Annotated in this window: 19 protein-coding genes; 9 read left to right on the top strand and 10 right to left on the bottom strand. The window is 68.5% G+C overall.

The genetic code is table 11. The features are described 5' to 3' along the window. Positions 1-95: 95 nt before the first annotated feature. The 6 genes from AB0B82_RS32295 to AB0B82_RS32270 are packed head-to-tail and all read right to left on the bottom strand — an operon-like array spanning position 96 to position 6,297. Entirely contained in the window at positions 96-620 is a 525-nt protein-coding gene (locus AB0B82_RS32295; RefSeq protein WP_360177267.1) for a dihydrofolate reductase family protein, read from the bottom strand. A gap of 37 nt (positions 621-657) precedes the next feature. Continuing rightward, positions 658-1,482: a carbohydrate ABC transporter permease gene (locus AB0B82_RS32290; RefSeq protein ID WP_360177264.1), complete on the bottom strand. Its 825-nt coding sequence runs from the start codon at positions 1,480-1,482 to the stop codon at positions 658-660. Further along, positions 1,472-2,410 (bottom strand): sugar ABC transporter permease, encoded by a 939-nt coding sequence (locus AB0B82_RS32285; protein WP_360177261.1) that lies wholly within the window; start codon positions 2,408-2,410, stop codon positions 1,472-1,474. Before AB0B82_RS32285 ends, AB0B82_RS32290 begins: the two co-directional genes overlap by 11 nt. Next, the gene (locus AB0B82_RS32280; protein ID WP_360177258.1) at positions 2,407-3,660 is read right to left on the bottom strand and encodes a sugar ABC transporter substrate-binding protein; all 1,254 of its coding nucleotides are present in this window, start codon (positions 3,658-3,660) and stop codon (positions 2,407-2,409) included. The genes AB0B82_RS32285 and AB0B82_RS32280 overlap by 4 nt, the downstream gene beginning before the upstream one ends. 12 nt (positions 3,661-3,672) lie before the next feature. Beyond that, a complete protein-coding gene (locus AB0B82_RS32275; protein ID WP_360177255.1) occupies positions 3,673-5,268 on the bottom strand; it encodes an FAD-dependent oxidoreductase in 1,596 nt (531 codons plus the stop codon). After that, positions 5,269-6,297 carry a LacI family DNA-binding transcriptional regulator gene (locus AB0B82_RS32270; protein WP_360177252.1) on the bottom strand — a complete coding sequence of 343 codons (1,029 nt, stop codon included), beginning with the start codon at positions 6,295-6,297 and terminating at the stop codon, positions 5,269-5,271. A gap of 232 nt (positions 6,298-6,529) precedes the next feature. Between AB0B82_RS32270 and AB0B82_RS32265 the strand changes: the two genes are divergently transcribed. Next, on the top strand, positions 6,530-8,377 hold the full coding sequence (locus tag AB0B82_RS32265; RefSeq protein ID WP_360177249.1) for a hypothetical protein: 1,848 nt from the start codon (positions 6,530-6,532) through the stop codon (positions 8,375-8,377). Position 8,378: 1 nt separating this feature from the next. On the opposite strand, the gene AB0B82_RS32260 is transcribed toward AB0B82_RS32265, so the two are convergent. Both AB0B82_RS32260 and AB0B82_RS32255 read right to left on the bottom strand, forming a co-directional pair. After that, positions 8,379-8,981, bottom strand: coding sequence for an ATP-binding cassette domain-containing protein (locus tag AB0B82_RS32260; RefSeq protein WP_360177246.1), 603 nt, complete (start codon positions 8,979-8,981; stop codon positions 8,379-8,381). 1,088 nt (positions 8,982-10,069) lie between these two features. Next, entirely contained in the window at positions 10,070-11,845 is a 1,776-nt protein-coding gene (locus tag AB0B82_RS32255; protein ID WP_360177243.1) for a hypothetical protein, read from the bottom strand. A gap of 205 nt (positions 11,846-12,050) precedes the next feature. On the opposite strand from AB0B82_RS32255, the gene AB0B82_RS32250 reads away from it, so the two are divergent. The 5 genes from AB0B82_RS32250 (at position 12,051) to AB0B82_RS32230 (ending at position 17,951) form a co-directional block, all read left to right on the top strand. After that, positions 12,051-12,974, top strand: a complete 924-nt coding sequence (locus AB0B82_RS32250) for a sugar ABC transporter permease (RefSeq protein ID WP_360177240.1) — start codon at positions 12,051-12,053, stop codon at positions 12,972-12,974. After that, a complete protein-coding gene (locus AB0B82_RS32245; protein WP_360177237.1) occupies positions 12,964-13,848 on the top strand; it encodes a carbohydrate ABC transporter permease in 885 nt (294 codons plus the stop codon). The genes AB0B82_RS32250 and AB0B82_RS32245 overlap by 11 nt, the downstream gene beginning before the upstream one ends. Before the next feature lie 20 nt (positions 13,849-13,868). Continuing rightward, on the top strand, positions 13,869-15,167 hold the full coding sequence (locus tag AB0B82_RS32240) for a sugar ABC transporter substrate-binding protein (RefSeq protein WP_360177235.1): 1,299 nt from the start codon (positions 13,869-13,871) through the stop codon (positions 15,165-15,167). A 51-nt stretch (positions 15,168-15,218) separates the two neighbouring features. Then, the gene (locus AB0B82_RS32235) at positions 15,219-16,304 is read left to right on the top strand and encodes a Gfo/Idh/MocA family oxidoreductase (protein ID WP_360177232.1); all 1,086 of its coding nucleotides are present in this window, start codon (positions 15,219-15,221) and stop codon (positions 16,302-16,304) included. Between the two features lie 213 nt (positions 16,305-16,517). Beyond that, the gene (locus AB0B82_RS32230) at positions 16,518-17,951 is read left to right on the top strand and encodes a hypothetical protein (protein WP_360177229.1); all 1,434 of its coding nucleotides are present in this window, start codon (positions 16,518-16,520) and stop codon (positions 17,949-17,951) included. Positions 17,952-17,961: 10 nt separating this feature from the next. Here the strand turns inward: AB0B82_RS32230 and AB0B82_RS32225 are convergent, their stop codons facing one another. Beyond that, positions 17,962-19,176, bottom strand: a complete 1,215-nt coding sequence (locus tag AB0B82_RS32225) for a cytochrome P450 (protein ID WP_360177226.1) — start codon at positions 19,174-19,176, stop codon at positions 17,962-17,964. A gap of 102 nt (positions 19,177-19,278) precedes the next feature. Then, complete coding sequence (locus AB0B82_RS32220) at positions 19,279-20,511, bottom strand: aldose epimerase family protein (RefSeq protein ID WP_360177223.1); 1,233 nt, start codon at positions 20,509-20,511, stop codon at positions 19,279-19,281. A gap of 179 nt (positions 20,512-20,690) precedes the next feature. Between AB0B82_RS32220 and AB0B82_RS32215 the strand changes: the two genes are divergently transcribed. The 3 genes from AB0B82_RS32215 (at position 20,691) to AB0B82_RS32205 (ending at position 23,019) form a co-directional block, all read left to right on the top strand. Continuing rightward, entirely contained in the window at positions 20,691-21,290 is a 600-nt protein-coding gene (locus tag AB0B82_RS32215) for an isochorismatase family protein (protein ID WP_360177216.1), read from the top strand. Positions 21,291-21,294: 4 nt separating this feature from the next. After that, the gene (locus tag AB0B82_RS32210) at positions 21,295-22,248 is read left to right on the top strand and encodes a DJ-1/PfpI family protein (protein WP_360177214.1); all 954 of its coding nucleotides are present in this window, start codon (positions 21,295-21,297) and stop codon (positions 22,246-22,248) included. Between the two features lie 168 nt (positions 22,249-22,416). Beyond that, a complete protein-coding gene (locus AB0B82_RS32205) occupies positions 22,417-23,019 on the top strand; it encodes a hypothetical protein (protein ID WP_360177211.1) in 603 nt (200 codons plus the stop codon). The last annotated feature ends 410 nt before the right edge of the window (positions 23,020-23,429 follow it).

Here is a 23,429-nt window from a genome sequence, read left to right as displayed (position 1 = left end):
CGGCACCAGCGCCGGCGGCCAACCACGCCCACACAACCCCCACCCACAACAACAACCATCAGCAACCCACCAACAACCCAGACGAAACATCGAGGTTAGTGGGGGATCGTGTAGTCCGACTGGATGAAGCCGGCTTTCAGGGTTCGGGTGGCGTTGTGGGTGAGGGAGACCTCATCGGGCAGCGGGCCGAAGAGGGGGATGCCGGTGCCGAGGAGGACGGGGGCGGTGGTGATGGTGAGTTCGTTCAGGAGGCCGGCGGCGAGGAAGGTCTGGATGGTGCCGCCGCCGTCGACGTAGATGCGCTGGGCGCCGCGGTCGTCGAGGGTTTCGACCAGGCCGTCGAGGGTGCGGTGGACGAGGACGCGCTCGTCGGTGTCGGGGTCGAGGGTGGTGCTGAGGACCTCGACCTGTTTGCCGTCGTACGGCCAGCTCGCGAAGCCGAGGGCCAGCTGGTACGTCTTGCGGCCGAGGACCACGGTGTCGACGGTGGCGAGGAACTCGTCGTACCCGGTCTCTCCGGCTTGCTCGGCGCGGCTGGTGAGCCAGTCGATCGAACCGTCGGTACGTGCGATGAACCCGTCGAGGCTGGTGGCGATGAACGCAGCGGCATGGAAACTCACCCCACCATTTTCCACGCCGCCCGAAAGGACCGGGGAGTCAGCCCTTGAGGCCGGTTTGGGCGAGGCCTTCGACGAATTGGCGTTGGGCCAGGACGAAGACGACAAGGACCGGGAGGGCGGACAGCGTGGCGGCGGCCAGTTGGGTGTTCCACATCGGGCCGCCGTACGCGTCGACGTACTGGGTGAGGGCCTGGGGGACGGTGAACTTCTGTTTCGAGGAGAGGAAGACGATCGGCTCGAGGTAGAGGTTCCAGCTGTGCAGGAAGGTGAAGATGCCGACGGCGCCGATGGCCGGGCGGGCGAGCGGGAGGCAGACCCGCCAGAACAGGCCGAAGCGGCCCAGGCCGTCGACCCGGCCGGCCTCCTCGAGCTCGGCGGGGAGCGTGATGAAGAACTGGCGCATGATGAAGGTCGCGAGCACGCTCGGTGCGCCGAGGGTCGGGATCAGGATCAGCGGCCAGTGCGTATCCACCAGGCCGAAGGCATCGAACATCCGGTACAGCGGGATGATGGTCACCTCGACCGGGATCAGCAGGCCGGTCAGCACCACGACGAACACGACCCCGGCGCCGCGGAACCGGATCCGTGCGAACGCGTACCCGGCGAGCGCCGACACCGCTAATGTGCCGATGGTGACGACGGCCGCGATGTAGAGGCTGTTCAGGTACTGCCGGCCGAACGGCTGCAGCTCGAAGACCTGCCGGTAGGCGTCCAGCGTCGGCGACCCGGGCAGCAGCGACGGCGGGAAGGCGAAGATCTCCGTCACCGGCTTGAGCGACGTCGTCGCCATCCACCAGATCGGGAACACGAACGGTACACAGCACACCAGCAGTACGCCGTAGATCAGCAGCTTAAGTCTCATGGAACACCCACCTCCGACGCATCCGCCACTGCACAACGGTCAGCACGAGCACGAACAGGAACAGCAGCAGCGACAGCGTTGCGCCGTACCCGAAGTGATGGAACTGGAACGCCTGCTGGTACAGGTAGTAGACGAGTACGGTCGTCGACGTCTCCGGACCGCCCTGGGTCAGTACGGCGATCTGCGCGAAGACCTGCAGCGAGCCGACGATCGTGAGGATCATCGTCAGCAGAATCGTTGGACTGATCAACGGTACGGTCACCCGACGGAACCGCGCCCACGCGGACGCACCGTCGATCCGCGCGGCCTCGTACAGCTCGGCCGGAACGCCCTGCAGTGCAGCCAGGAACAGCACCAGGTTCAGTCCGACGTTCTTGAAGAGCTGGACGACGATCACCGACGCCATCGCCGTACCGCCGGAGCGCAGCCAGTTCGGGCCGTCAATGCCGAGCAGGTCGAGGAAAGCGTTGATTCCGCCGTTGTCCTGGAGCAGGAAACCCCACACGATCGTCCAGGCGACCAGCGTCACCACGACCGGCGAGAAGAACAGCGTCCGGAAAACCACCGTTCCGCGGAGTTTCTGGTTCAGCAGCACGGCCAGGAACAGGGCGAGGGTGAGGTTGAGCACGACCAGGCCGACGGAGAACACACCGGTTGCCCTGAGCACCGAACCGAGCCGCGGATCGGACGCCAGCGCCGTGTAGTTCTCGGCGCCGACGAACTCGAAGGTCCCGCCCAGGACGTTCCACTCGTGCACCGAGTACCAGACCACGAGACCGAGCGGAACGATGACGAAGGCAACGATTCCGGCGAGCTGTGGCAGCACCATCAGCCAGCCGGCCAGGGTGTCGCGCCGCCGCATCGTCCAGTACGGCGGTCGCTCCGCCGGCGCCGTCGAGGGCGCCGGCTTGTCGAGCAGCAGGGTCATTTCGCCAGCAGCGGGTTGATCTTCGAGCAGACACCGGACAGTACCGCCTTGACGTCGGCGTCCGGCTTCCAGAGCGGGTCGAGTGCGGCGCGGACGGTCTGCTGCAGCTCGGCGTACCCGGTGTGGCTGGGCTTGATCGTGCCGTTCTCGATGCCCATGACCACAACGCTGTCCAGCTGGGCCGGTTTGAGCAGCGGGTTGGCCTTGGCCAGCGTGGCCGCGGTCAGCTGCGACTTGCGCGGCGGCGGGAAGAACTGTGCGAGCTTGGCCGAGTTCTCGGCGTTGCTGAAGAAGGCCAGGAACTTCTTGGCCGCGTCGACGTGCTTGCCGCGCTTGAAGACCCCGACGCCGGCCTGCCCGACCACCGAGTACTCACCCGACGGCCCCTTCGGCAGCCGCACCAGATCCCACTGGAACTTCGCCTTCTCGAGCAGCGCGGCCCGACTGATCTGGGTGACGATCATCGCCGCGTCACCGGCGTAGAAGTCCTTGGTCATGCCCGGACCCGGCATGCCCTTGGCGGTGAAGATCAGCTTGTGGACGAACGTCATCGCATCCACCATCGCCGGCTGGTCGAACTCGCAGGTCTTGCCGTCCTCGCTCCACGGCCGCGCACCCCAGCCGGACCAGATCGCGTTCAGCGTGTCCCAGCCCTTGTAGTCGAAGTCCCCGACCACGACGCCGCCCTTGCCCTTCGCCTGGACGGCGGCGGCGGTCTTGGCCGCCTCCTCCCAGGTCCAGGTGCCGGAGGCGATCTGCTGCGCCGGCGCCGGCCGCCCCGCCGCCTTCACCAGGTCGGTGTTCACGAACACCCCCAGCGGCGAGGTGGAGAACGGGTACGCGTACAGCTTGCCGTCCCGCTCCCAGTTGGCCGTCGTACTCGGCAGCAGGTCCGCGTCCTTGTCGATCGGCTCGAGCGCACCCGAGCTGACGAAGTCCGGTGCGTTGCTCTCGAAGATCCACGCCAGGTCCGGCACGTTGCCGCCGCCGATCTGCGTGGTCAGCGTGGTGGTGTAGCTGTCGAACGGAATCGGCTCGAAGGTGATCTTGCCGATCTCGGGATGGTCCTTCTTGTACGCCGCCGCGATCTGGTCGAACAGCGCGAGATGCTTGGAGTTCGCGCTCCAGATCGTCATCCGCAGGTCGATCGGCCCGCTGTCACCCGAGCCGGATCCGCCGTCCGCGCCACCGCCGCAGGCGGCCGCTGCCAGCAGTGCGGTGGCGGTCAACGCCGCTGTCAGGATCTTCATCAGAGTCCTCCATCAGTAGCCGGACACGGCCGGCCAGGCGAGTTCGACACCCTGCGCCATCAGGCGGTCCTGGAACTCGGTGAGCAGGGCAGGGGTGTTGCGGACTGCGCGCGGAGCGACGCCGCGGTCGAGGCAGAACGCTGCGAGCGCGCCGGCGGACTCGCCGATGTTCCATTCGACGGGGTGCAGCCGGTAGCAGCCGTTGGTGATGTGCGTGGTTCCGAGGTTCTTGTTCGCTGGCAGCAGGTTCTCCACCCGTTGCGGCAGCAGCGCGCCGAGCGGGATCCGGAACGGGCTGCTCGCCACGTCGATGTAGTTGTCGCCGCCGGTCGACGGGTGCAGGTCGATCCGGTACATGCCGATGCCGACGCTGTCGTCGTACTCGACCGCGCCGCGCTCACCGCGCACCGCAACCGACAGATCCTGCTCGACGACGGTGTACTCCGCCTTGATCCGCCGGGACTCGCGGATGTACGGCGCCTGAGCGAGACCGTCCGCCGAACCGACCACGTCTGCGCGCAACCGCAGCCCCGGGAAGCCGCTGCCGCCGTCCGCCCGCGGCGCCTCGGTCTGCAGCCAGTACAGCACCGACAGCGAGAGCTCCTTCGCCGCCTGCAGATGCTTCGCCGCATCGGGTACGTCGATGACCGGGCCCTCGAAGTAGTCGATCATCGGCCAGTTGACCAGGCAGATGTCGCTCGCGTACGTGCCCGGGACGAAGTGTTTGCGGGCCGCGATCCGGCGGAACGTCCACAGGTTCGTGTCGCCGCCGGTGCGCCGCTGGTCCGCGATCACCGACAGCGGATCGTCGTCGGGGTTCGGAGTGAACGTCCGCGGCATCACCTCGAGCGTGCGCGGGTTCGGCGCGGTCCAGGACAGCAGCCGATCACCCCAGAACGACGGTTGGTAGTCGCGCCAGAAGTCGTAGTTCGCCGGCTTGTCGCCGACCTGGTCGCCGTCCACGTGGTCGATCGCGAAGCAGTACGACACGGCCTGCATGTTCAGCGGCTGGGCCTCGGCTGGGGCGCTCGGCTCGCCGGTGTCGCGCTGCGCCTCGAAGCCGGTCACGTACTCCGTGCCGGTCAGCGGCAGCAGTTCGCCGGTCTCGGTCGCGTCCAGGATGTACGGCGCGGTGAGTGTGAACTGCTCCTCGGTGTCGCGATGCTGCACGGTGACCGCCGTGACCCGGTCGCCGTCGGTGTCCGCGGCCACCGGACGGTACGGCTGCAGCACCTGCAACCGGCCGCCCGAACGGTACGGCGCGAGCGTTGCCTCCAGCACCGCCAGCGCGACCCGCGGCTCGTGGCAGAGCTTCGAGACGTAGCCGGCGCCGGGATTGAGTTGGGTGGCGGCGCGCGACGCCTCGGTCAGCGGATAGTGCCGGCGGTAGTAGTCGCGGATGCCGTCGCGCAGCGCCCGGTACGACGCCGTGATGCCGAACTGCTCCACCCAGGTGTGCTCGTCCGGTGGGACGGCCTGACTGGTCAGCTGGCCGCCGAGCCAATCGAACTCCTCGGTCATGATCACGGAGCGGCCGGCACGCAGCGCGGCGAGCGCCGCCGCGACGCCGCCGAGGCCGCCGCCGATCACCAGGACATCGGTATGCATTCAGGCACCTTCGGGTGGAGTGAGTGTGATTCCGTCGGTCAGTTCGCAGGGCAGCAGCAGCTGCCGCTCGGTCGCGGTCCCGCTGAGCAGCGCCTCGAGCAGCTCGACCGCGCGGACTCCCATCGCCCGGCGCGGGACGTGGAAGCCACTGAAATCCAGGTCGCTGGCCACCGGCCGGGTCGAGTCACCGAGCGCGACCACGGACAGGTCGCCCGGCACGTCGACGCCGCGCTCGGCTGCGACGGCGTACAGCGCGATCGCGTCGGCGCGCTCTTCGGCGAGCGCGACGGTGATGCCGCGCTCCAGCAGGTCGTCGAGCAGCTCACCGGGGGAGCGATCGGTGGTCGGCAGGTGCGGTGCGCGGGCGCCCGCCGCGGCGCGGAAACCGCGGAGCCGGTCAGCCGACGACTCGGCGCCGACACCGATCCCGACGAACGCGATCCGCCGATGGCCGAGCTCCTGAGCCCGCTCCGTGACCGTCCGGGTCGCCGCGGTGTAGTCGGCGCCGACGTACGGCACCGGGCCGCCGGCGTCGTCGCGGCGGCCGACCGAGACGAACGGGTAGTCCTCGGCGATCAGCCGGGCCAGCTCGTCGGACGGGATCTCGCGCCCGAGCAGCAGGCAGCCGTCCGCGATCCGGAGCCGGTTGTTCTCGTGGAAGATCCGCCGCCGCCCCTCGGTGACCGGCGCGCTGGTGAACAGCAGCAGGTCCCAGCCGAGTCGCTCGGCACGATCCTCGATCCCGGCCAGGAACGGGTGGTAGAAGTCGCCGCTCGCACTCGGGAACACCGATTCGTACGTGAACACCCCGAGAATCTGGTTGCGCTGCTTGGTCATCCGGCGCGCCAACGGGTCCGCCTGGTAGCCGGTCTCGCGAATCACCTTGAGCACCCGGTCCCGGGTCTCGGCGGGGATCCGCGCGCTGGCGTCGCCGCGGTTGTTCAGCACGAGCGAGACCGTGGTCTGACTGACCTTGGCCAACCGCGCGATGTCGCGCTGGGTGAGTCGGGTGCTCGCCTTGTCCGGCATCTCGATCCTTCGCAGTAATACGGATTGCCGAGGACCATAGAACGAGCCGCGCGCCGTCGTCAAGAACTGAAGCCTGCTGCTAATTCGGATTACCACAGCCGAGGCCTTGACCGGGCGTGGTATCGCGCAGAAAACTCACCGCCAATCCGATCGCCGTGAGGAGAGCATGATGCCGACTCGCCGCCCCCTCACCGTCCTCGCCATCCGCTGAATCGATTTCAGGAGATCACCCATGCACGTCACACGACGTACGGTCCTGCTCGGCGCCGCCGGCGCGCTGGGGGCTTCGGCCCTGACGACCGCACCGGCGCGAGCTGCCGGGTTGCCGCTGGTGGCGGAGCTGCCGCCCGGGGCGCCCGATCGGCGGTTGTTCGCGCCCGGCGAGCAGCGGTTTGCGGGGTACCTGAGGATCCTCGCGCCGATGACCAACGACATCGTCGACACCGATCCATACGGGTTCATGGCCGGCGGCTGGTGGCGGACACCGGCCCAGCCGTACAACGCGCGGATCCAGGAACACGTTTTCACGCTCAGCTGGTTCCACGCGAACCAGCGCCCGTGGAACCCGTACCACCGTGACAGCGCCCTGCTGGGCCGGCTCGATGCGGCGCTGCAGCACTATCTCGGCCTGCAGAACCCGGACGGCTCGTGGCCGGAGTACGCGCCGGGGGAGGAGGGCAAGGCGTCCAGCGGTTTCGGCCTCGGCTATCTGGCCAAGACGCTCGCCAACCTCCGCCAAGCGTGCGCCCTGCCCAGTCGCCGTACTCAACTGGAAGTTGCCCTGCGCAAGGGAGTCGACTGGTACCTCGACCCGGGCAACGCGGTGGTGTGGGACGACCCGTTCGAGTACACCAACCAGGCCGTGGCAGGTGTGGCGGGCTCCGCGCTCACCCTCCGGCTGCTGCCCGATCGGCAACGGTGGCTGGCCCTCCAGGAACGGATCCGGTTCACCGCGAAGTACGCGCAGAGCCCGGCCGGGTTCTTCTACGATCCGCGCGGCATGGACATCAACTACAACTTCGAGGTCATGCTGCCGGAGCTGGCCGAGCTGTACCTGCAGACCAAGAACCCGCTGCTGGTGTCGATGACCCGCAAGTTCGCCGACTGGTTCGGGTACAACCTGCTCCGTGAGCCCGACAACTCCGGCTGGTTCACGTACTACGCGGTCTCCGACCGGACCTCGGCCGCGTTCTACGACGACGTGATCCCGGACCCGGACCGCACCATCCTCGGATCGCACTTCGTCCCGCAGGTACCGAACCTCGGCGCCTTCTTCACCTCGCACGAGGACAAGGCGGCAACCCGCCAGGCCTGGGCCGACGACCCGGCGCCGGTGCCCGCGCCGGCCAAGCAGGACACTTCACCACGGATCATCGCGCACGCGCCGTACGGCGAGACGCTGCCGACCCGCACCGCGAAGCAGGCCGCGATCGCGAATCTCCCGTACCTGAAGCGGGACTCCTTCACCGAGCGGCGCCACGAAGCCGACGGCAACCAGGACTACCTCTACATCCGGCGGCCCGGCTGCTACCTCGGCGCGTTCTTCGGCGAACGCCAAGGCAGCATCGTCAAGGCGGGCACCGGCTTCCTCTGGCACCCGGAAGCCGGCACTGTCATCCATGCACAGCAGACCGCGACCGGCTGCTGGGGCACTGTCCGCAACGGCAAAGCGGACGCCGAGACCAACCTGGTCGCGGAGTACCCGTCGAAGGACGTGGTCCGTTACCGCACCCCCGACGGCTCGATCGCGACCGAACTGCTCGTCGGCACTCACCAGGTCAGCCGCCGGGTCACCGCGACCGGCCCGGCGACCGAGCAGGTGCCGCTGGTCCTGCAGCCCGGTGACGAGGTCGTCTTCAGCGACGGCACCGTCGTGCCCTACAACGAGACCCGCACCGCGACCGCCGACGGACTGGTGATCCGCCGCGGCCGGACGACCATCACGATCACCTGGTCACAACGCCGTGCGGCGACCCTCAGCACGTCGAGCCGCACGTACCTGCGCGACAAGCGCCGCCGCGTCCATGTCCTCCGCATCCCGCACGACGGCGCCCTGGAAACCGTCGTACGGACCGCCTGAGTCACGCGGCGCGCTGCTGGACCACCCGGCCGCCGTCCAAGGTGAGCTGCGCTCCGGTGAAGCCGGCGCGCAGCCGCCGGTCGTGGGTGACCACGACCAACGTGCCTCGGAAGCTCAGCAGCGCTTCTTGGAGCTGTTCCACGAGCAGCGGCGACAGGTGATTGGTCGGCTCGTCGAGCAGCAGCAGGTCGACCGGCTCGGTGATCAACCGAGCCAGCTCCACTCGTCGCCGCTGCCCGTGCGAGAGTTCGTCGACGCGCCGGTGGATGTCGTCGGGCCGGAACAGCCCGAGCGACAGCAGCAGATCGGCGGGGTCCTCCAGGTCGCGCCGGCCGGACGCGAAGGCCTCGACGACGGTCAACCCGGTCGGCCAGGCGACACTGTCCTGGTGCAAATGGCCGACCCGGGCAGGTCGCCGTACTGCGCCACCGGTCGGGGCCAGCTCACCGGCGAGCACGCGCAGCAGCGTCGACTTGCCGGCGCCGTTGTCGCCGATCACGCCGACCTTCTCGCCGGCATTGACGGTCAGATCGACGCGATCGAGGACGACGCGATCGGCGAAGCGCCGGGTGACACCCGTGAGTGAGAGTTGGGCAGTGCGCATGCGGCGCACACCTCCTGTGTTCGCAGTGACCGGCGGCAGGCGAGCACGGCTCGGCGGAGCAGAGCTCGACGCCGGCCGCGCGCAGCCATCACAGGAACCACATGCGGGCAACCGTAGAGACGCCCGCCCGCGGGCGCAACCTGGTTACACCGCTTGTGACTGATCCGTGGGTGGGCGTTGAGCGACCGAGCCGGTACCCGCGCTGTACGACCGCACGCGTCCCCGGAGCCGAGGCCCTCTGAGCTCTACTGGGACCGTGCACACCTGCCCCCGGGACCTTGGACACCCGCCCGGGACCTTGGACACCCGCCCCGGGACCTTGGACACCCGCCCCGGGACCTTGGACACCCGCCCCGGGACATTGCACACCCGCCCGGGACCCTGGACACCCGCCCGGGACCGTGCACCCCGCCCGGGACATTGCACACCCGCCCAGGGCCTTGGACACCTGCCGGGGACCGTGCACCTCGCGCGGGGACCGTGCACGCCGCCCGGGACCGTGCACCCCATCCCGGGACCTTGAACAAGCAATAACCACTCCACACCCACCACAACCTGTTCAAGCCCCCGACTTCAGCCCGCACGACGACCGGCGCAGCCAGCCTCACGCGTGGCGGCTCGGTGTGGTGGTGGCGTCCGGGTTCTTCCCTCATACGAACGGATAACCCCGCCAGTTGGGGGTTCTCTGCACTCATACCGACGAAGAACCCCTAATTCGCGGGGTTATCCACTCGTATGCCGTGCCGCGGGGACTGCGGATCGGCCGGCGGTGATCTGGCCGGCGGTGATCCGGCCGGCGGTGATCTGGTCAGCGGTGATTCGGCCGGCGGTGATTCGGCATGCGGTGACGGTGCGGCGCGGGTGCCGTGGCGTGTGGTCGTGCGGTGTGGTCGTAGGGGTTTCCGGGTTCCGGGTTTCCGCCGCAAGGTGGGTTCACCCAGCGTGTTGTGGGTTCCGCACCCTTCACACGGGTCAGGAACCCACAACACCGTGGGTGAACCCACCGTGCGGGGACGTGCGCGGTCGTCCAACGCGGGCGCCGACTTGGTTACTCGGACCCGCCCACGGACCGGTCACAGGGGCCGTATTTACGACGTCCGCAGTCTGAGTACCTGGCGGCCCGGGGTGCGGCCGGTCAGGTAGACGCGCAGACCGGACGGCGTGATGTTGCCGCCGAGATAGGTGTAGCGCTCGCCCGGATCCATCGTGACCCGGGCGGCGCCGTTGCCCGGACCGAACTCGATCCGGTCCGATCCGACCGTGTAGCTGCCCGTCCTGGACATCAGCTGGTAGTTGCCATTGGCATCCAGCTCCTCGACGCCGGCGAGCTCACCGCCGGGCCGGAAGCACAGTTCGATCGCGTACGCCGTCTCGTCGCCGGCGAACTCGAACGTCAGGTCGTAGCCGTTCGCGACCTCCGCGACCGTGACGTCGGTGCGCAACGTCCGGTAGTGCTTGGGCCGGTGCGGGAAGTCCATCGACGCGTAGAACCGGCCGTCCAGGGTTAGTGCGTACCGGCCGTCCGGGCGGCGGTAGCGTTTCGGCAGCGGCAGGTGGTACGGCACCTTGACCTCCTGCTGCAGCTTGAACGTCCCCGGCGCGGTCCGCCGCAGCCCTTCGCTGCGGAAATGACCGGTGCTGAAGAACTGCGGTGACAGCCGGACCGAGTCGAGGATCGCCGCACCGCTGCGGAGCTTGAAGAACGTCGGGTTCGTGGACAGCCCGGACGCGATCACCGGGATGTCGTGGAAGTCGGTGCCACCGAAAACGGTTGCGGTTCGGTCGCCGCGCCGGATCCGGACCGAGGCCTGCGACGGGTAGTGCTGGACGAAGTCCGTGGGCGCCGGCGCGGCGGCCGGCAGGGTGGCGGACAGTTCCGGGCGCTCCAGCACCTCGGCCAGGAAATCGCCCAGCTCACCGGTACCGCGATCCTCGATGCTCTTGGCAACGGTCGTGAAACGCCCGTCCCCGGTGTGCAGTGCGAGCTCGCGGAACTGCGTCAGGTACCACCAGACCTCGCGGATCCCCTTCTGGTCCTGACGGCGGGACGCGGTGGTGTCCACCTCGCCGTTCGGCTCGAGCAGGTACAGCGTCACGTCGAGGTTCCGCCGTACGTAGTCGAGCAGAGCCGGTTTGTTGCGCAGCCAGGCGATCGTCAGCAGGCACGGGTTCGTGACCTCGGCGGCGTACGTCGAACTGCGCTCGCTGTAGATCCCGTCCGGCGTCGCGTCGATGCCCTCGTCGAGCCAGTCGTCGATGCGTGCGGCGTACCGGCGGTCCGGGAACAGGTGATGGGCGCGGGCGAGCGCGGCCGAGACCTCCCAGCGGTGGTTGGGCGTGTGGACGCCGCCGCTTGCGAGTGCGGGGCCGGCCTTCTTGATCACCGACGCCAGCGTCGCGCGCAGTCCGGCGGTTTCCGCGCCACCGTCGGCGTCGAGGAGCGCGTACAGCAGGCACACGTCCTGGATCGCGAAAGCGCTGTCCGGCGGCGAGTGCAGGTTGCCGACGTCGTACAGGCCGTCGTCGTGCTGCCGCGCCGCCAGTTGCCCGACCAGCCATTCCACCGGTTCGAGCAGTGTCGCGTCGTGGTGGTACGGCGACCGTCCCCAGACGTAGCCGGAAACCAGGCGGCGCGCCTTGCGGGCCACGGTCCGGACACTGTCGGAAACGTTCTGAAAGTTTCCGAGAACGATCGGAATCTGTTTCCGGTTCGCCTCGGTGAGCAGGGTCAGGAAGTCCTCGTCCACAGCTGCCACCCCACCACGGACGCCGGCCGAACCGGCGGCCCGGGCGGCGGCGGTGGTGGGCAGTGCTCCGAGCGCAACGGTGGTCAGTGATCCGGTGAGAAAGGTACGGCGCAGCATCGGGTCTCCCGTGGGTAAACGGTTGCCAAATGCCCAGCACTGTCGCGGTGCCGAGTTTGTCCTGTCAATACCTCGGCGCGAGATCGCCGTGGAGGCAGGTAACAGGTCCGGATCCGGTCGCTCCCTGGCGCGACGAGCTATTGCATAAACCGGTTTCTCATACTAGTTTGACCGGCCAAGCAAGCGCTTTCCGAAGGTGGTGACCATGAGTGCGCTGGGCGAACTGGGCAGTCTCCGAGGAAAGAAACCGACTGGCCGGAAGAAAGACAATCTGGCCGGCTACCTCTTCCTGGCGCCGTGGTTACTGGGCCTGTTCCTGATCACGATCGGCCCGATGGCGGCCTCGCTGTACCTGTCCTTCACGGACTACAACCTGATCCAGGCACCGCAGTGGATCGGCCTGGAGAACTTCTCCCGGATGCTGTCCGACGAGCGGCTGCACAACTCGCTGCGGGTGACGTTCACCTACGTGTTCGTCTCGGTGCCGCTGCAGCTGGCGATCGCGTTGCTGCTGGCGGTCGTGCTCGACCGCGGCGTCCGCGGGATGGCGTTCTACCGGTCGGTGTTCTACCTGCCGTCGCTGCTCGGCTCGAGTGTCGCGATCGCGATCCTGTGGCGCCAGGTGTTCGGGACCACCGGTCTGCTCAACCAGGTGCTGAACCTGATCGGCATCGAGGGCAAGGGCTGGATCTCCGACCCGAGTACGGCGCTCGGCACGCTGGTGGTGCTGAACGTCTGGACGTTCGGGTCGCCGATGGTGATCTTCCTGGCCGGGCTGCGGCAGATCCCGACGATGTACTACGAGGCGGCCTCGGTCGACGGCGCCGGCGTGCTGCGGCGGTTCTTCAGCATCACCCTGCCGCTGCTCACCCCGATCGTCTTCTTCAACCTGGTGCTGCAGATCATCCACGCGTTCCAGTCGTTCACTCAGGCGTTCGTCGTCTCCGGGGGCAGCGGCGGACCGTCGGACTCGACGATGTTCTTCACGCTGTACCTCTACGACCGCGGCTTCGGGAACTTCGACATGGGCTACGCCTCGGCGATGGCGTGGTTCCTGCTCGTGATCATCGGAGTCTTCACCGCGGCGAACTTCTTCGCCTCGAAGTACTGGGTGTTCTATGACGACTGAAACCTTGCCCCGCACGGTCGCCGCCGGCCGGACGTCGGCGTTCGGCTGGGCGCGGATCCGGCCGCTGGTCATCCATGTCCTGCTCGCGGGTTCGGCACTGGTGATGCTGTACCCGGTGATCTGGATGGTGGTCAGCTCGCTGCGTCCGGGCAACGAGATCTTCCGCGACCCCGGGATCCTGATCAAGGATCTGCACATCGACAACTACCGGCTCGGCTGGAACGCGCTGACCGAGCCGTTCACCCGGTACCTGCTGAACTCGGCGCTGGTCGTGCTCGGCTCGATCATCGGCAACCTGGTGTCCTGCTCGATGGCGGCGTACGCGTTCGCCCGGCTGGAGTTCACCGCGAAGCGGCTGTGGTTCGCGATCATGCTGCTCAGCATCATGTTGCCGATCCACGTCGTGATCGTGCCGCAGTACATCCTGTTCTCGAACCTCGGCTGGATCAACACGGTGCTGCCGCTGATCGTGCCGAAGCTGCTCGCCACCGACGCGTTCTTCGTCTTCTTGATGGTGCAGTTCATCCGCGGCATCCCGCGCGAACTGGACGAGGCCGCGCGGATCGACGGTTGCGGCAAGGCCGCGATCTTCCTGCGGATCATCCTGCCGCTGATGGTGCCGGCGTTGGCCACCACGACGATCTTCACGTTCATCTGGACCTGGAACGACTTCTTCAGCCAGCTGATCTACCTGACCGACCCGCACATGTACACCGTCCCGGTCGCGCTGCGGTCGTTCGTCGACGCGACCTCGAACTCGTCCTGGGGCTCGATGTTCGCGATGTCGGTCGTCTCCCTCGTTCCGGTCTTCCTCGCCTTCCTGCTCGGGCAGCGGTTCCTGATCAAGGGGATCGCGACCACCGGCATCAAGTAACCCCCTGAAAGGTGCACCTCATGAGGCACATCCCACGCGCCCTGACAGCTGTGGCGCTGGCCACCACGCTGCTGGCGGCCGCCGCCTGCGGCGGCGACTCCGGTGGCCCGTCGTCCGAGGACGGCGGCAAGGTCACGCTTCGCTTCACCTGGTGGGGAGGCGACACCCGGACCAAGATGACCCAGCAGGTCATCGAGGCGTACCAGAAGGATCATCCGAACGTCACGATCAAGGGTGAGTTCGGCGAGTGGTCCGGGTACTGGGACAAGCTCGCCACCACGGTCGCCGCGAACGACGCGCCGGACGTCATCCAGATGGACGAGAAGTACCTGCGCGAGTACGCCGACCGCGGCGCACTGCTCGACCTGAAGAAGGCCGAGGGACTGAACACCGCGAAGTTCGAGCCGGACACGCTCGGCGCCGGTGAGTTCGACGGCGGGCTGTACGGCCTGAACGCCGGGATCAACTCGTTCGCGGTGGTGGTCAACCCGGCGGCGTTCAAGACCGCCGGCGTGGAGATCCCCGACGACACCACCTGGACCTGGGACGACTTCTCCCGGATCGCCGCGGAGATCACCACCAAGACCGGCGGCAAGATCACCGGTACCGGCCCGCTCGGCGGCAACGAGGCCGGGCTGAACCTGTGGGCCCGGCAGAACGGCGAGTCGCTGTGGACCAAGGACGGCAAGCTCGGTGTGTCGCCGGAGAAGACCACGGACTTCTTCAAGTACATCCTGAAGTTGCGGGACGCCAAGGCGATCCCGTCGGCCGAGGCGATCTCGCAGGACCTGAACGCGCCGCTCGACCAGTCCGCGTTCGCGACCGGCAAGCTGGCGATGGCCTTCATCTGGAGCAACCAGCTGAACGCCTTCAGCAAGGCGACCGGCCAGCCGTTGAAGCTGCTGCGGATCCCGAGTGCCACCGGTAAGTCGGCCGACAACGGCTCGTACTACAAGGGTTCGATGTTCTGGTCGATCTCGGCGCGGTCCAAGCACCAGAAGGAAGCCGCCGAGTTCGTGAACTACCTGGCCAACAGCACCGCCGCCGGCGGCGTACTGCTGGCCGAGCGGGGCGTGCCGCCGAACACCGAGATCCGCTCCGCGGTGGCCACGAAGCTGGACCCGGCCGACAAGACGTCGGCGCAGTTCATCCAGGACATCGGCAAGGAGCTCGGCGAGCCGTCGCCGCCCCCGCCGGTCGGCGGTGGCCAGGTGGAGAAGATCATCCAGCGGTACACGACCGAGGTGCTGTTCGGCCGGCAGGCGCCGGACGCGGCCGCCAAGGCCTTCCTGGACGAGGTCAACGGGGAGCTGAAGTAGGTTGCTGATGGCAACTGAGGCGGCGCGGGCGCGCCGATGACGGGTGCCCGGGTGGCCGTGGTGGGAATCCACGGCCACGGCGCCTCTCATGTCCGTAACGCTGCCCGGCTGGCCGCGGCCGGCCGGGCCGAGCTGGTGGCGGTCGCCGATCCGCGCGGCGCCGCCGACCTGCCGGCAGGCGTCCAGGTCTTCGCCGGCCTGGACGACCTGCTGGCAACGACGCAGGTCGACATCGTGGTGATCTGTACCCCGATCCAGACCCACCTTCCGCTGGCCGAGCTGGCGATGCGCGCCGGCGCGGACGTCCTCCTCGAAAAGCCGCCGACCGCGTCGATGGCGGAGTTCCAGCGGCTGTCCGCGGTCGCGGCCGAGACCGGCAGGGCCTGCCAGGTCGGTTTCCAGGCCCAGGCGTCCGAGGCGACCCTGAAGCTCGCGGCGATGATGGCGGCGGGCGAACTCGGTGAGATCCGCGGCATCAGCGCGGTCGGGAAGTGGGTCCGTACGGCGCAGTACTTCGGCCGCGCGCAATGGTCCGGGCGACGGCGCCTCGATGGGGTGGACGTCGTCGACGGCGCGGTGACGAACCCGCTCGCGCACGCGACCGCCGCGGCTTTGTTGCTGGACGGTTCGACGGGCGTGGACGACGTACGGTCGATCGAGACCGAGCTGTACCGAGCGAACCCGATCGAGTCCGACGACACGTCCGCGGTGCGAATCACCACCGGCCGCGGTACGCCGATCCTGATCGCGGTGACGTTGTGCGCCGAGGAGCACTCCGAAGCGACGGTCGTCGTGCACGGGTCACAGCGGCGCGCCGTCCTGACGTACCAGTCCGATCTGCTCGACGGGACGAAGTACGGCCGGGCCGATCTGCTCGAGAATCTGATCGCACACCGGGCGGATGCGTCGGTTCCGCTGTACGTGCCGCTGGCAGCGACCGGCGGATTCACCCGCGTGGTCGAGGCGGTGCGGACGGCCGCCGATCCGTTGCCGATCGCCCCCGAATTCGTCCGCTGGGAAGGCGCGGGGCCCGACCGCCGGCCGATCGTCCAGGACGTCGAACACTGGGTCGAACGGGCCGCTGACACCCTCTCGCTCTTCACCGAAATCGGCGTCCCCTGGGCCAAGCCGCGATAGGATATTAGCTGCGGCGTCAGCAAGACCGGAGTCATTTCGATGGGGTCGGTGGGTTAGGAACCGGACCGAGTGGGAAGGTTCGAGATCGTTTCCGGATTCGCCTCCCCGTTCGGGGCCGGAAACCGGTAGCCTCGTGCAGCGCGCTATTGGGGCCGCCGTACCAAACCACCCGACGAGCTGCCGGAGAGCCCAAACCGGTCAGGAGTGCACGTCTTGCAGGAGAACACCAGCAATCCCAGTAGTGGCGAACTGGTCAACGTACCCCTCACCGGTGCGGACAAAGTCGCCTACGCTTTCTACGCGACCGCGGCAGCCGCGGCGCTGGTCGGCCAGGTCTGGGCCGGCGTGACCCATATCCCGTGGCCGGAGACCGGCTTCTCACCATTCCTCAAGATCGTCCTGGTCACCCCCGCGGTCGCGGTCCTCGAGCTCGGTGGTGTGGCCACCGCCGCGCTCGCCGACCTGCGCCGCCGCAAGGGCGAGCAGGCTTACGCCTACCGCGCGATGTCGTTCTTCGCCGCACTCGTCGCGGTGGTGTTCAACGTGGTCGGGCACTGGCGGCCGGAGGAGCGCTTCCTGGCCTTCGGGTTCGGCGGGCTGTCCGCGTTCGCGTACGTGCTCTGGCTGATCCACAGTTCGGCGCGGCGGCGCGACGCGCTGCGGCGGGCCGGGCACATGCGCGAGACCGGCCCGGTGTACGGCGTCGTGCAGTGGATCCGCGAGCCGAAGGTCACCTGGCTGGCGCGCTCGCTGGCGATCGAGCACGGGTACGGGCTGTACGAGAGCCTCCGCGCCGCGCAGCACCAGATCCGCAACCGCAGTCGCCGCGAGGCGATCGCCGGCACCGTCGCCGAGTACATCCGTTCCGAGCATCAGGACGAGCGGCTGGCGAAGATCGCCGAGACGACGTACGACCCGGACCGGCTGGCCGGGATGCTCGAGGAGCGGATCAACTACGAGGTCATCACCAACAAACTGACCAAGGCGATCTCTCCGCCGCCGGAGGAGCCCGAAGGGCGTCCCGCCGTACCGGCCGCCGTCTGGGTGCTCGAAGGCGGGCAGCCGCGGCGTGCGGACAACACCGGCGTCGGGCTGCGCGACGACGACGCGTGGACCGGCGAGCTGATGGCGATCATCGACGAGCCGCCGAAGGGCGACGAGTCCGTCGCCGAGGCGGTCGTCGTCGAGGACGTGGCCGAGCAGCAGCATGTGGTCAACGGCGCTTCGCCGTCGAGCAAGCTGAAGCCGTTCGCGCCGCAGCCGAAGGCCGAGCCGATGGTGGAGAAGCCGAAGCCGCCGTCGCCGTTCGCCGACACCAGCGACACCGCGCCGCCTGCCCTGATCAGTACGCCGAAGGTCGAACCCGTGCTGCCCGATCCGGCGCCGGTGGTCGCGAAGCCGGAGCCGAAGGTCGAGATCAAGGCCGCCGCCAAGGCCGACGACGCGGCGGACGAGGACAAGCCGGAGCCCACTGCGCTGGAGAAGAAGCGGATGCGGGCCTACGCGCTGCTGTCCGACTGGCCGGCCGGCCGCGAGCGCAGCGCCAAGGTGCTTGCGGACGCGATCGCGTCGAGTGAGCCGATGGCCGCGCGGTTCATCGAGCAGTACGAGGCCGAGCACGGCGTCGTGTTCGCCGCGCAGAACTGACCCAGCTTCATCAGACTGCCGGTGAACCGCCCAGGTTCACCGGCAGTTCTGCGAGACCGCTGACCAGCACCCGACGCCACTCGAGCTCGTCGGCCGGCTTCGCGAGACTCATCCGCGGGAACCGCCGGACCAGTGCGGCCAGCGACTCCTGCAACTCGATCCGCGCGAGTTGCGCCCCGAGGCAGAAGTGCGGACCGAAGCCGAACGACAGGTGCTTGTTGTCCGCGCGGTCCAGTCGCAGCTCGTCCGGCGCCTCGAACGCGCGCGGGTCCCGGTTCGCCGAGTTGAGCGCGGCCATCACCCCCTCGCCGGCCTTGATCCGTACGCCGTGCAGCTCGACGTCCTCGATCGCGACCCGGAGCTGGCCGACCTCGCTGAACCGGTTGAAGCGCAGCAGTTCCTCGACCGCCGACGGGATCAGCTCGGGTTCGGTGACCAGGCGGGCCCAGTTCTCCGGCCACCGCAGCAGGGTCGCGACGCAGCTCGAGATCTGGTTCGCCGAGGTCTCGTGGCCGGCGACCAGCAAGTTCACGCCGAAGGCAATCAACTCTTCCTGGCTGAGCCGGTCGCCCGCTTCGCGAGCACGGACCAGCTCGTCGAGTAGGTCCTGCGCCGGCTCGTCGGTGTTCGCGAGCTTCTTGGTGACCAGGTCCTCGATGTACGCGGTCAGGTTGGTCATCGCGTCCTCGACCAAGTCCTTCTCGGCCATCTTCATGCTGTACCCGAGCTCGGTCCACTCCCGGAACTGCGCACGGTCCGCGTACGGTACGCCGAGCAGCTGGCAGATCACCTGGATCGGCAACGGCAGCGCGACGAGCTCGCGGATGTCGGCGCCGTCGCCGGCCTGCGCCACGTCCTCGGCGAGCTGCGCGGACAGCTCCGCGACCCACGGCCGGGTCTGCTCGATCTTGCGGTGCGCGAACGTTGGGACGACCAATCGACGTAGCCGGCTGTGCTCGGGCGGATCGGTGGTGGTCAGGCTGTTCGGCATCGGCTTGGCCAGTGCGACCCGTGGCGCGCCCTGTTTCACCACAGCGGCGCGCGAGAACCTCGGGTCGGCCAGTACCAGCTTCACGTCGTCGTACCGCGTCACCAGCCAGACCTCCGCACCGGCCAGCGTCCGCACTCGCGCCACCGGCCGGCCCTCCCGCAACTCGGCGAACGTCGGCGACGGATCGAACCGAAACGCATCCTCGAACGGGATCTGCAAGACCGGCTCACTCATGCTCCCGACCCTAGGCAACCGAAGCCACCCTTGCCCGGGCCCCGGCGCGTCGGACCCCGCCGTACCTTCAGGTCGTGAAGGTACGGCGGGGTTCGGGCTGGCCTACTTGGTGCCGAACGAGTAGACGGTGGTGGACTCGTACGTCTCGCCGGGGCGGAGGACGGTGGACGGGAAGTTCGGGTGGTTGGGGGAGTCCGGGAAGTGCTGGGTCTCGAACGCGAAGGCGTCGCCTTGGCGATAGGCCTTGTTGCCGATGCCGAGGAACGTGCCGTCGAGGAAGTTGCCGCTGTAGAACTGGACGCCGGGCTGGTCGGTGCGGACCTCGACCGTGCGGCCGTGCTCCGACTCCCAGAACCGGCCCGCGAGCCGCAGTCCGTCGCGGTCCGGGCGGCCGCCGAGGACGAAGTTGTGGTCGTAGCCGCGGCCGAAGATCAGCTGCTCGTGGTCGCCGCGCAGCCGCTTGCCGATCGCGGTCGGCTTGCTGAAGTCGAACGGCGTCCCGGCGACCGGGGCGATCTCGCCGGTCGGAATCAGGGTCGCGTCGACCGGCGTGTACTTCGGCGCGTTCAGCTCGAGGACGTGGTCGTAGATCGTCCCGTTGCCCTCGCCGAGCAGGTTGAAGTACACGTGGTTGGTCAGGTTGACGATCGTCGGCTTGCCGGCCACGGTCGCGTGGTAGTCGATCCGCAGGTTGTCGCGCCGGTCCAGCGTGTAGGTGACGGTGCTGGTGAGCTCACCGGGAAAGCCCATCTCGCCGTCGGGGCTGACGTAGCTGAACGCGACGCCGACGGTGCTGTCGTTCCGGACGATCTCGGCGTCCCAGACCTTCTTGTCGAAGCCGACGGTGCCGCCGTGCAGCGCGTTCTCCCCGTTGTTGACCGGGATCTGGTACGACGTCCCGTCCAGGGTGAACTGCCCCTTGGCGATCCGGTTGCCGTACCGGCCGATGGTCGAACCGAAGTACGGGCTGAGCGTGGCGTAGTCGGTCAGGTTGTCGAAACCGAGGCTGATGTTGGTGGTCCGGCCGCGGCGGTCCGGCGTCTCGACGCGCTGGATGGTGGCACCCCAGGTGAGCATCGAGATCGTCACCCGGCCGTTGGTGAACGTGTAGACGTCCACCTGCTGTCCGTCCTCGGTGGTGCCGAACTCGGCCTGGGTGATCTCGAGCTTGCCGTGGTGTCCGCGCATGCCGGTCAATCTATCCGGCGGATCGGCGGCCGCTCCGGGTCGGGTGGCGGCGTCCGCAGCGCTGCTGAGAGCGCCCGCGGCGGCGGCACCGAGGCCCAGGGCGCCGGCGGTCCGCAGGACCTGGCGGCGGGGCAGGTGATCGGGCATCGCAATCCCCTCAATCGTTGTACAGACCAGACCTGGGCACGATAAGCACTCCAGACCAGTGTTTGGAACAGTTCGGAACGGTGCGAATTCGTCCGATCTCTGCCCGCTGACCAGATCGTTCCGGTCCTGGCCCCGATCGACCCTTCGGCCGGGCGGTGTCCGCAGGCGATCATCGAGGCATGAGCCGAACCGCGCTGATCGTGATCGACGTCCAGGAATCGTTCCGGGTGCGCCCGAACTGGCAGTTGGTGAACCACCCGGACATCGCCCAGCGCGTGGATCGCCTGGTCCGCGCGTCGCGGGACCGCGACGACCTCGTGGTGTGGGTGCTGCACACCGAGCCCGGGACCGGCAGCGTGTTCGACCCGGCCACCGGGCATGTCGAGTTCATCGACGGCCTGGAGCCGCTGGCCGGCGAGCCGATCATCCGGAAGACCTCGCACAACGCCTTTACCACCACGAATCTGCAGCAACTCCTGACCTGGCACGGTGTGGACAAGATCGTTGTCTGCGGCATTCGTACCGAGCAGTGCTGCGAGACCACCGCCCGGGTCGGCTCCGACCTCGGGTACACCGTCGAGTTCGTCACCGAGGCGACCGCGACGATGGCGCTCGCGCACTGGTCGATCCGCGAGGACGCGACCGAGGAGGAGATCCTCGCCGACCCGCGGACACTCACCGCCGACCAGCTCACCGAGCGCACCGAGTACGTGCTGGCCGGCCGGTTCGCCACCATCCGGACTCTCGACGAGCTCACCGGCGTCCCCGTGGCATCCTGACCGGATGAGTCCTACCCGGGTGGTCTTCGTGCTGGTGCCGCGGCTACATCTGCTGGATCTGGCCGGCCCGGCGCAGGCCTTCACGACCGCGAACGACCTCGGGTACGGCTACCAGGTGTCGTACGCCGCGGAGTCGGACGAGATCGTGACCGCGCAGGGCGTACCGCTGCGGACGTCGACGGAGTGGCCCGAGCTCGATCCCGGCGACCTGGTCGTCGTGCCCGGCTGGCGGTCACCGCGGCTGTCCCCGGAACCGCCGATCGGGTACGAGGTCCGGCAGCGGCTGCGTGCGCACCACGCGAGTGGCGGGACCGTGGCGAGCGTCTGCTCCGGAGCCGACGCGCTCGGGCGGGCCGGTCTGCTCGACGGGCGGCGATTCACCACCCACCACGACCTGACCGACGAGCTGGCCGCGCGCTACCCGCAGGCGACCATCGTCCGGGACGTCCTGTACGTCGAGGACGACCGCGTGATCACCTCAGCCGGGATCGCGAGCGGTATCGACCTCGCCCTGCACCTGATCGCGGTCGGCCGGGGTGCCGAGGCTGCCGCCCGGGTCGCGCGCGAGATGGTCGTCTACGCGCGGCGTAACGGCGACGAACTGCAGGAGTCGGTGATGCTGCGGCACCGCGACCACCTGAGCGACCTGGCGCATCGGGTGCAGGACATCATCGACGCGCGGTACGCCGAGAAGCTGCCGTTGTCCGAGCTGGCCCGTCTGGTCGGGGTCAGCGAGCGGACGCTGACCCGGATCTTCACCGCGGCGACCGGTCTCACGCCGCTGCGGTACCAGCAGCTCCTGCGCCTGGAACGGGCCGAACACCTGATCGGCCACGGCGCCACGGTCGAAGCCGCCGCCCGGGCTGTCGGCTTCGAGGACGCCCGCATGCTGCGCCGCCTGCGCGGGCGTGTCTCGGTCCAGACCCTGCGGACCCAGACCCTGCAACTGTCCGGATAACTTTCCGGAACCGGCCGGAATTTTTCCGGCCGGACCGGAATCAACTTTCCGGCCGCTTGCCGCGTCTACCTCGACAACCAACCGACGAGGGGACGGAACGTGAGGTTTGTTGCTGGGGGCATGCGCCGTGGGGTGGTTGCGACAGGTGTGGCGACCGGAATACTGGCCGTGGGACTCACGGCGCTGGCCGCGCAGGGCGCCGACGCCGGCACGACAGCCGCGACGGCAGGCACCGCGCTGAGCCGGTCGCAACTGCTGACGGTCGGCGAGGTGAAGAAGGCCGACGCGCGCCGGGACTGGTTCCGTCAGGTCGACCGGGGCATCCTGCCGAAGACGTACTGCGGACCGGCCTCGACCGAGGGCAAGCGGGTCGCGGCGCGGATGGCCCGCGGGTTCACCGACGAGATGGACGCGTACGGCGCGCAGTACGTCAGCCGCTACGCCACACCGGCGAGCGCGCGGACGGCGTACAACTCGATCATCGCGACGCTGAAAAGCTGCACATACAGCAAGCCGGCGCCGACGCACGGGCGGAAAATCACCGAGAACCGGGTGGTAAAGGGCGCCTCGGGCGACATCACGCAGGTGATCCGCTGGTACGACTATCCGAAGCCGAACGACCCGGGCAGCGAGGACGGCGGCTTCCCGTACGCCGTGACGCTGAAGGGCCGCACCGTGTCGGTGCTGGCGTTCAGCGAAATGGGCCCGGGCGTCCCGGCCCCGAACTTCGACAAACTCGCGCGCCGGGCGGCCGCGAAGATCAGCCGCTAGCAGCCCGACTCAGGACACGCGGGGGCCCGGCGGGGGGATTCACCGGGTGGGGATGTGCCGGCCGGGACGGGGATGAGGGGTCACCGTCCCGGCCGGCACCACGTTCAAGCCGCACTTGTGACTGATGAGCAGAGAACCTCCAAGACGAGGGGTTGACCCATCGTGTTGGCCGTACGATCCACCACGGCCGCGGTCACCCAGGAGACCCCGGCCACCCCGGTTCGCCCGCGCCACGCCGGCCGGCGCAGTTCGCCGGGTTCGCACCAACCCCGCGCCGCTTCCACCGTCTGCTCTGCCCGCACCGCTGACCCGCGAAAACTCTCCTAGATGATTGATGCACGGCCTGGTCTGGATTCGGTGGTCGTGGTGATGGAGCCGGGGACGCTCGGGCATGTGGCGTGGGTGGCGTG

The sequence above is a fragment of the Kribbella sp. NPDC048915 genome (genome assembly GCF_040649595.1).
GTDB lineage: Bacteria > Actinomycetota > Actinomycetes > Propionibacteriales > Kribbellaceae > Kribbella.
This window is presented reverse-complemented; position numbering and strand designations above follow the sequence as displayed.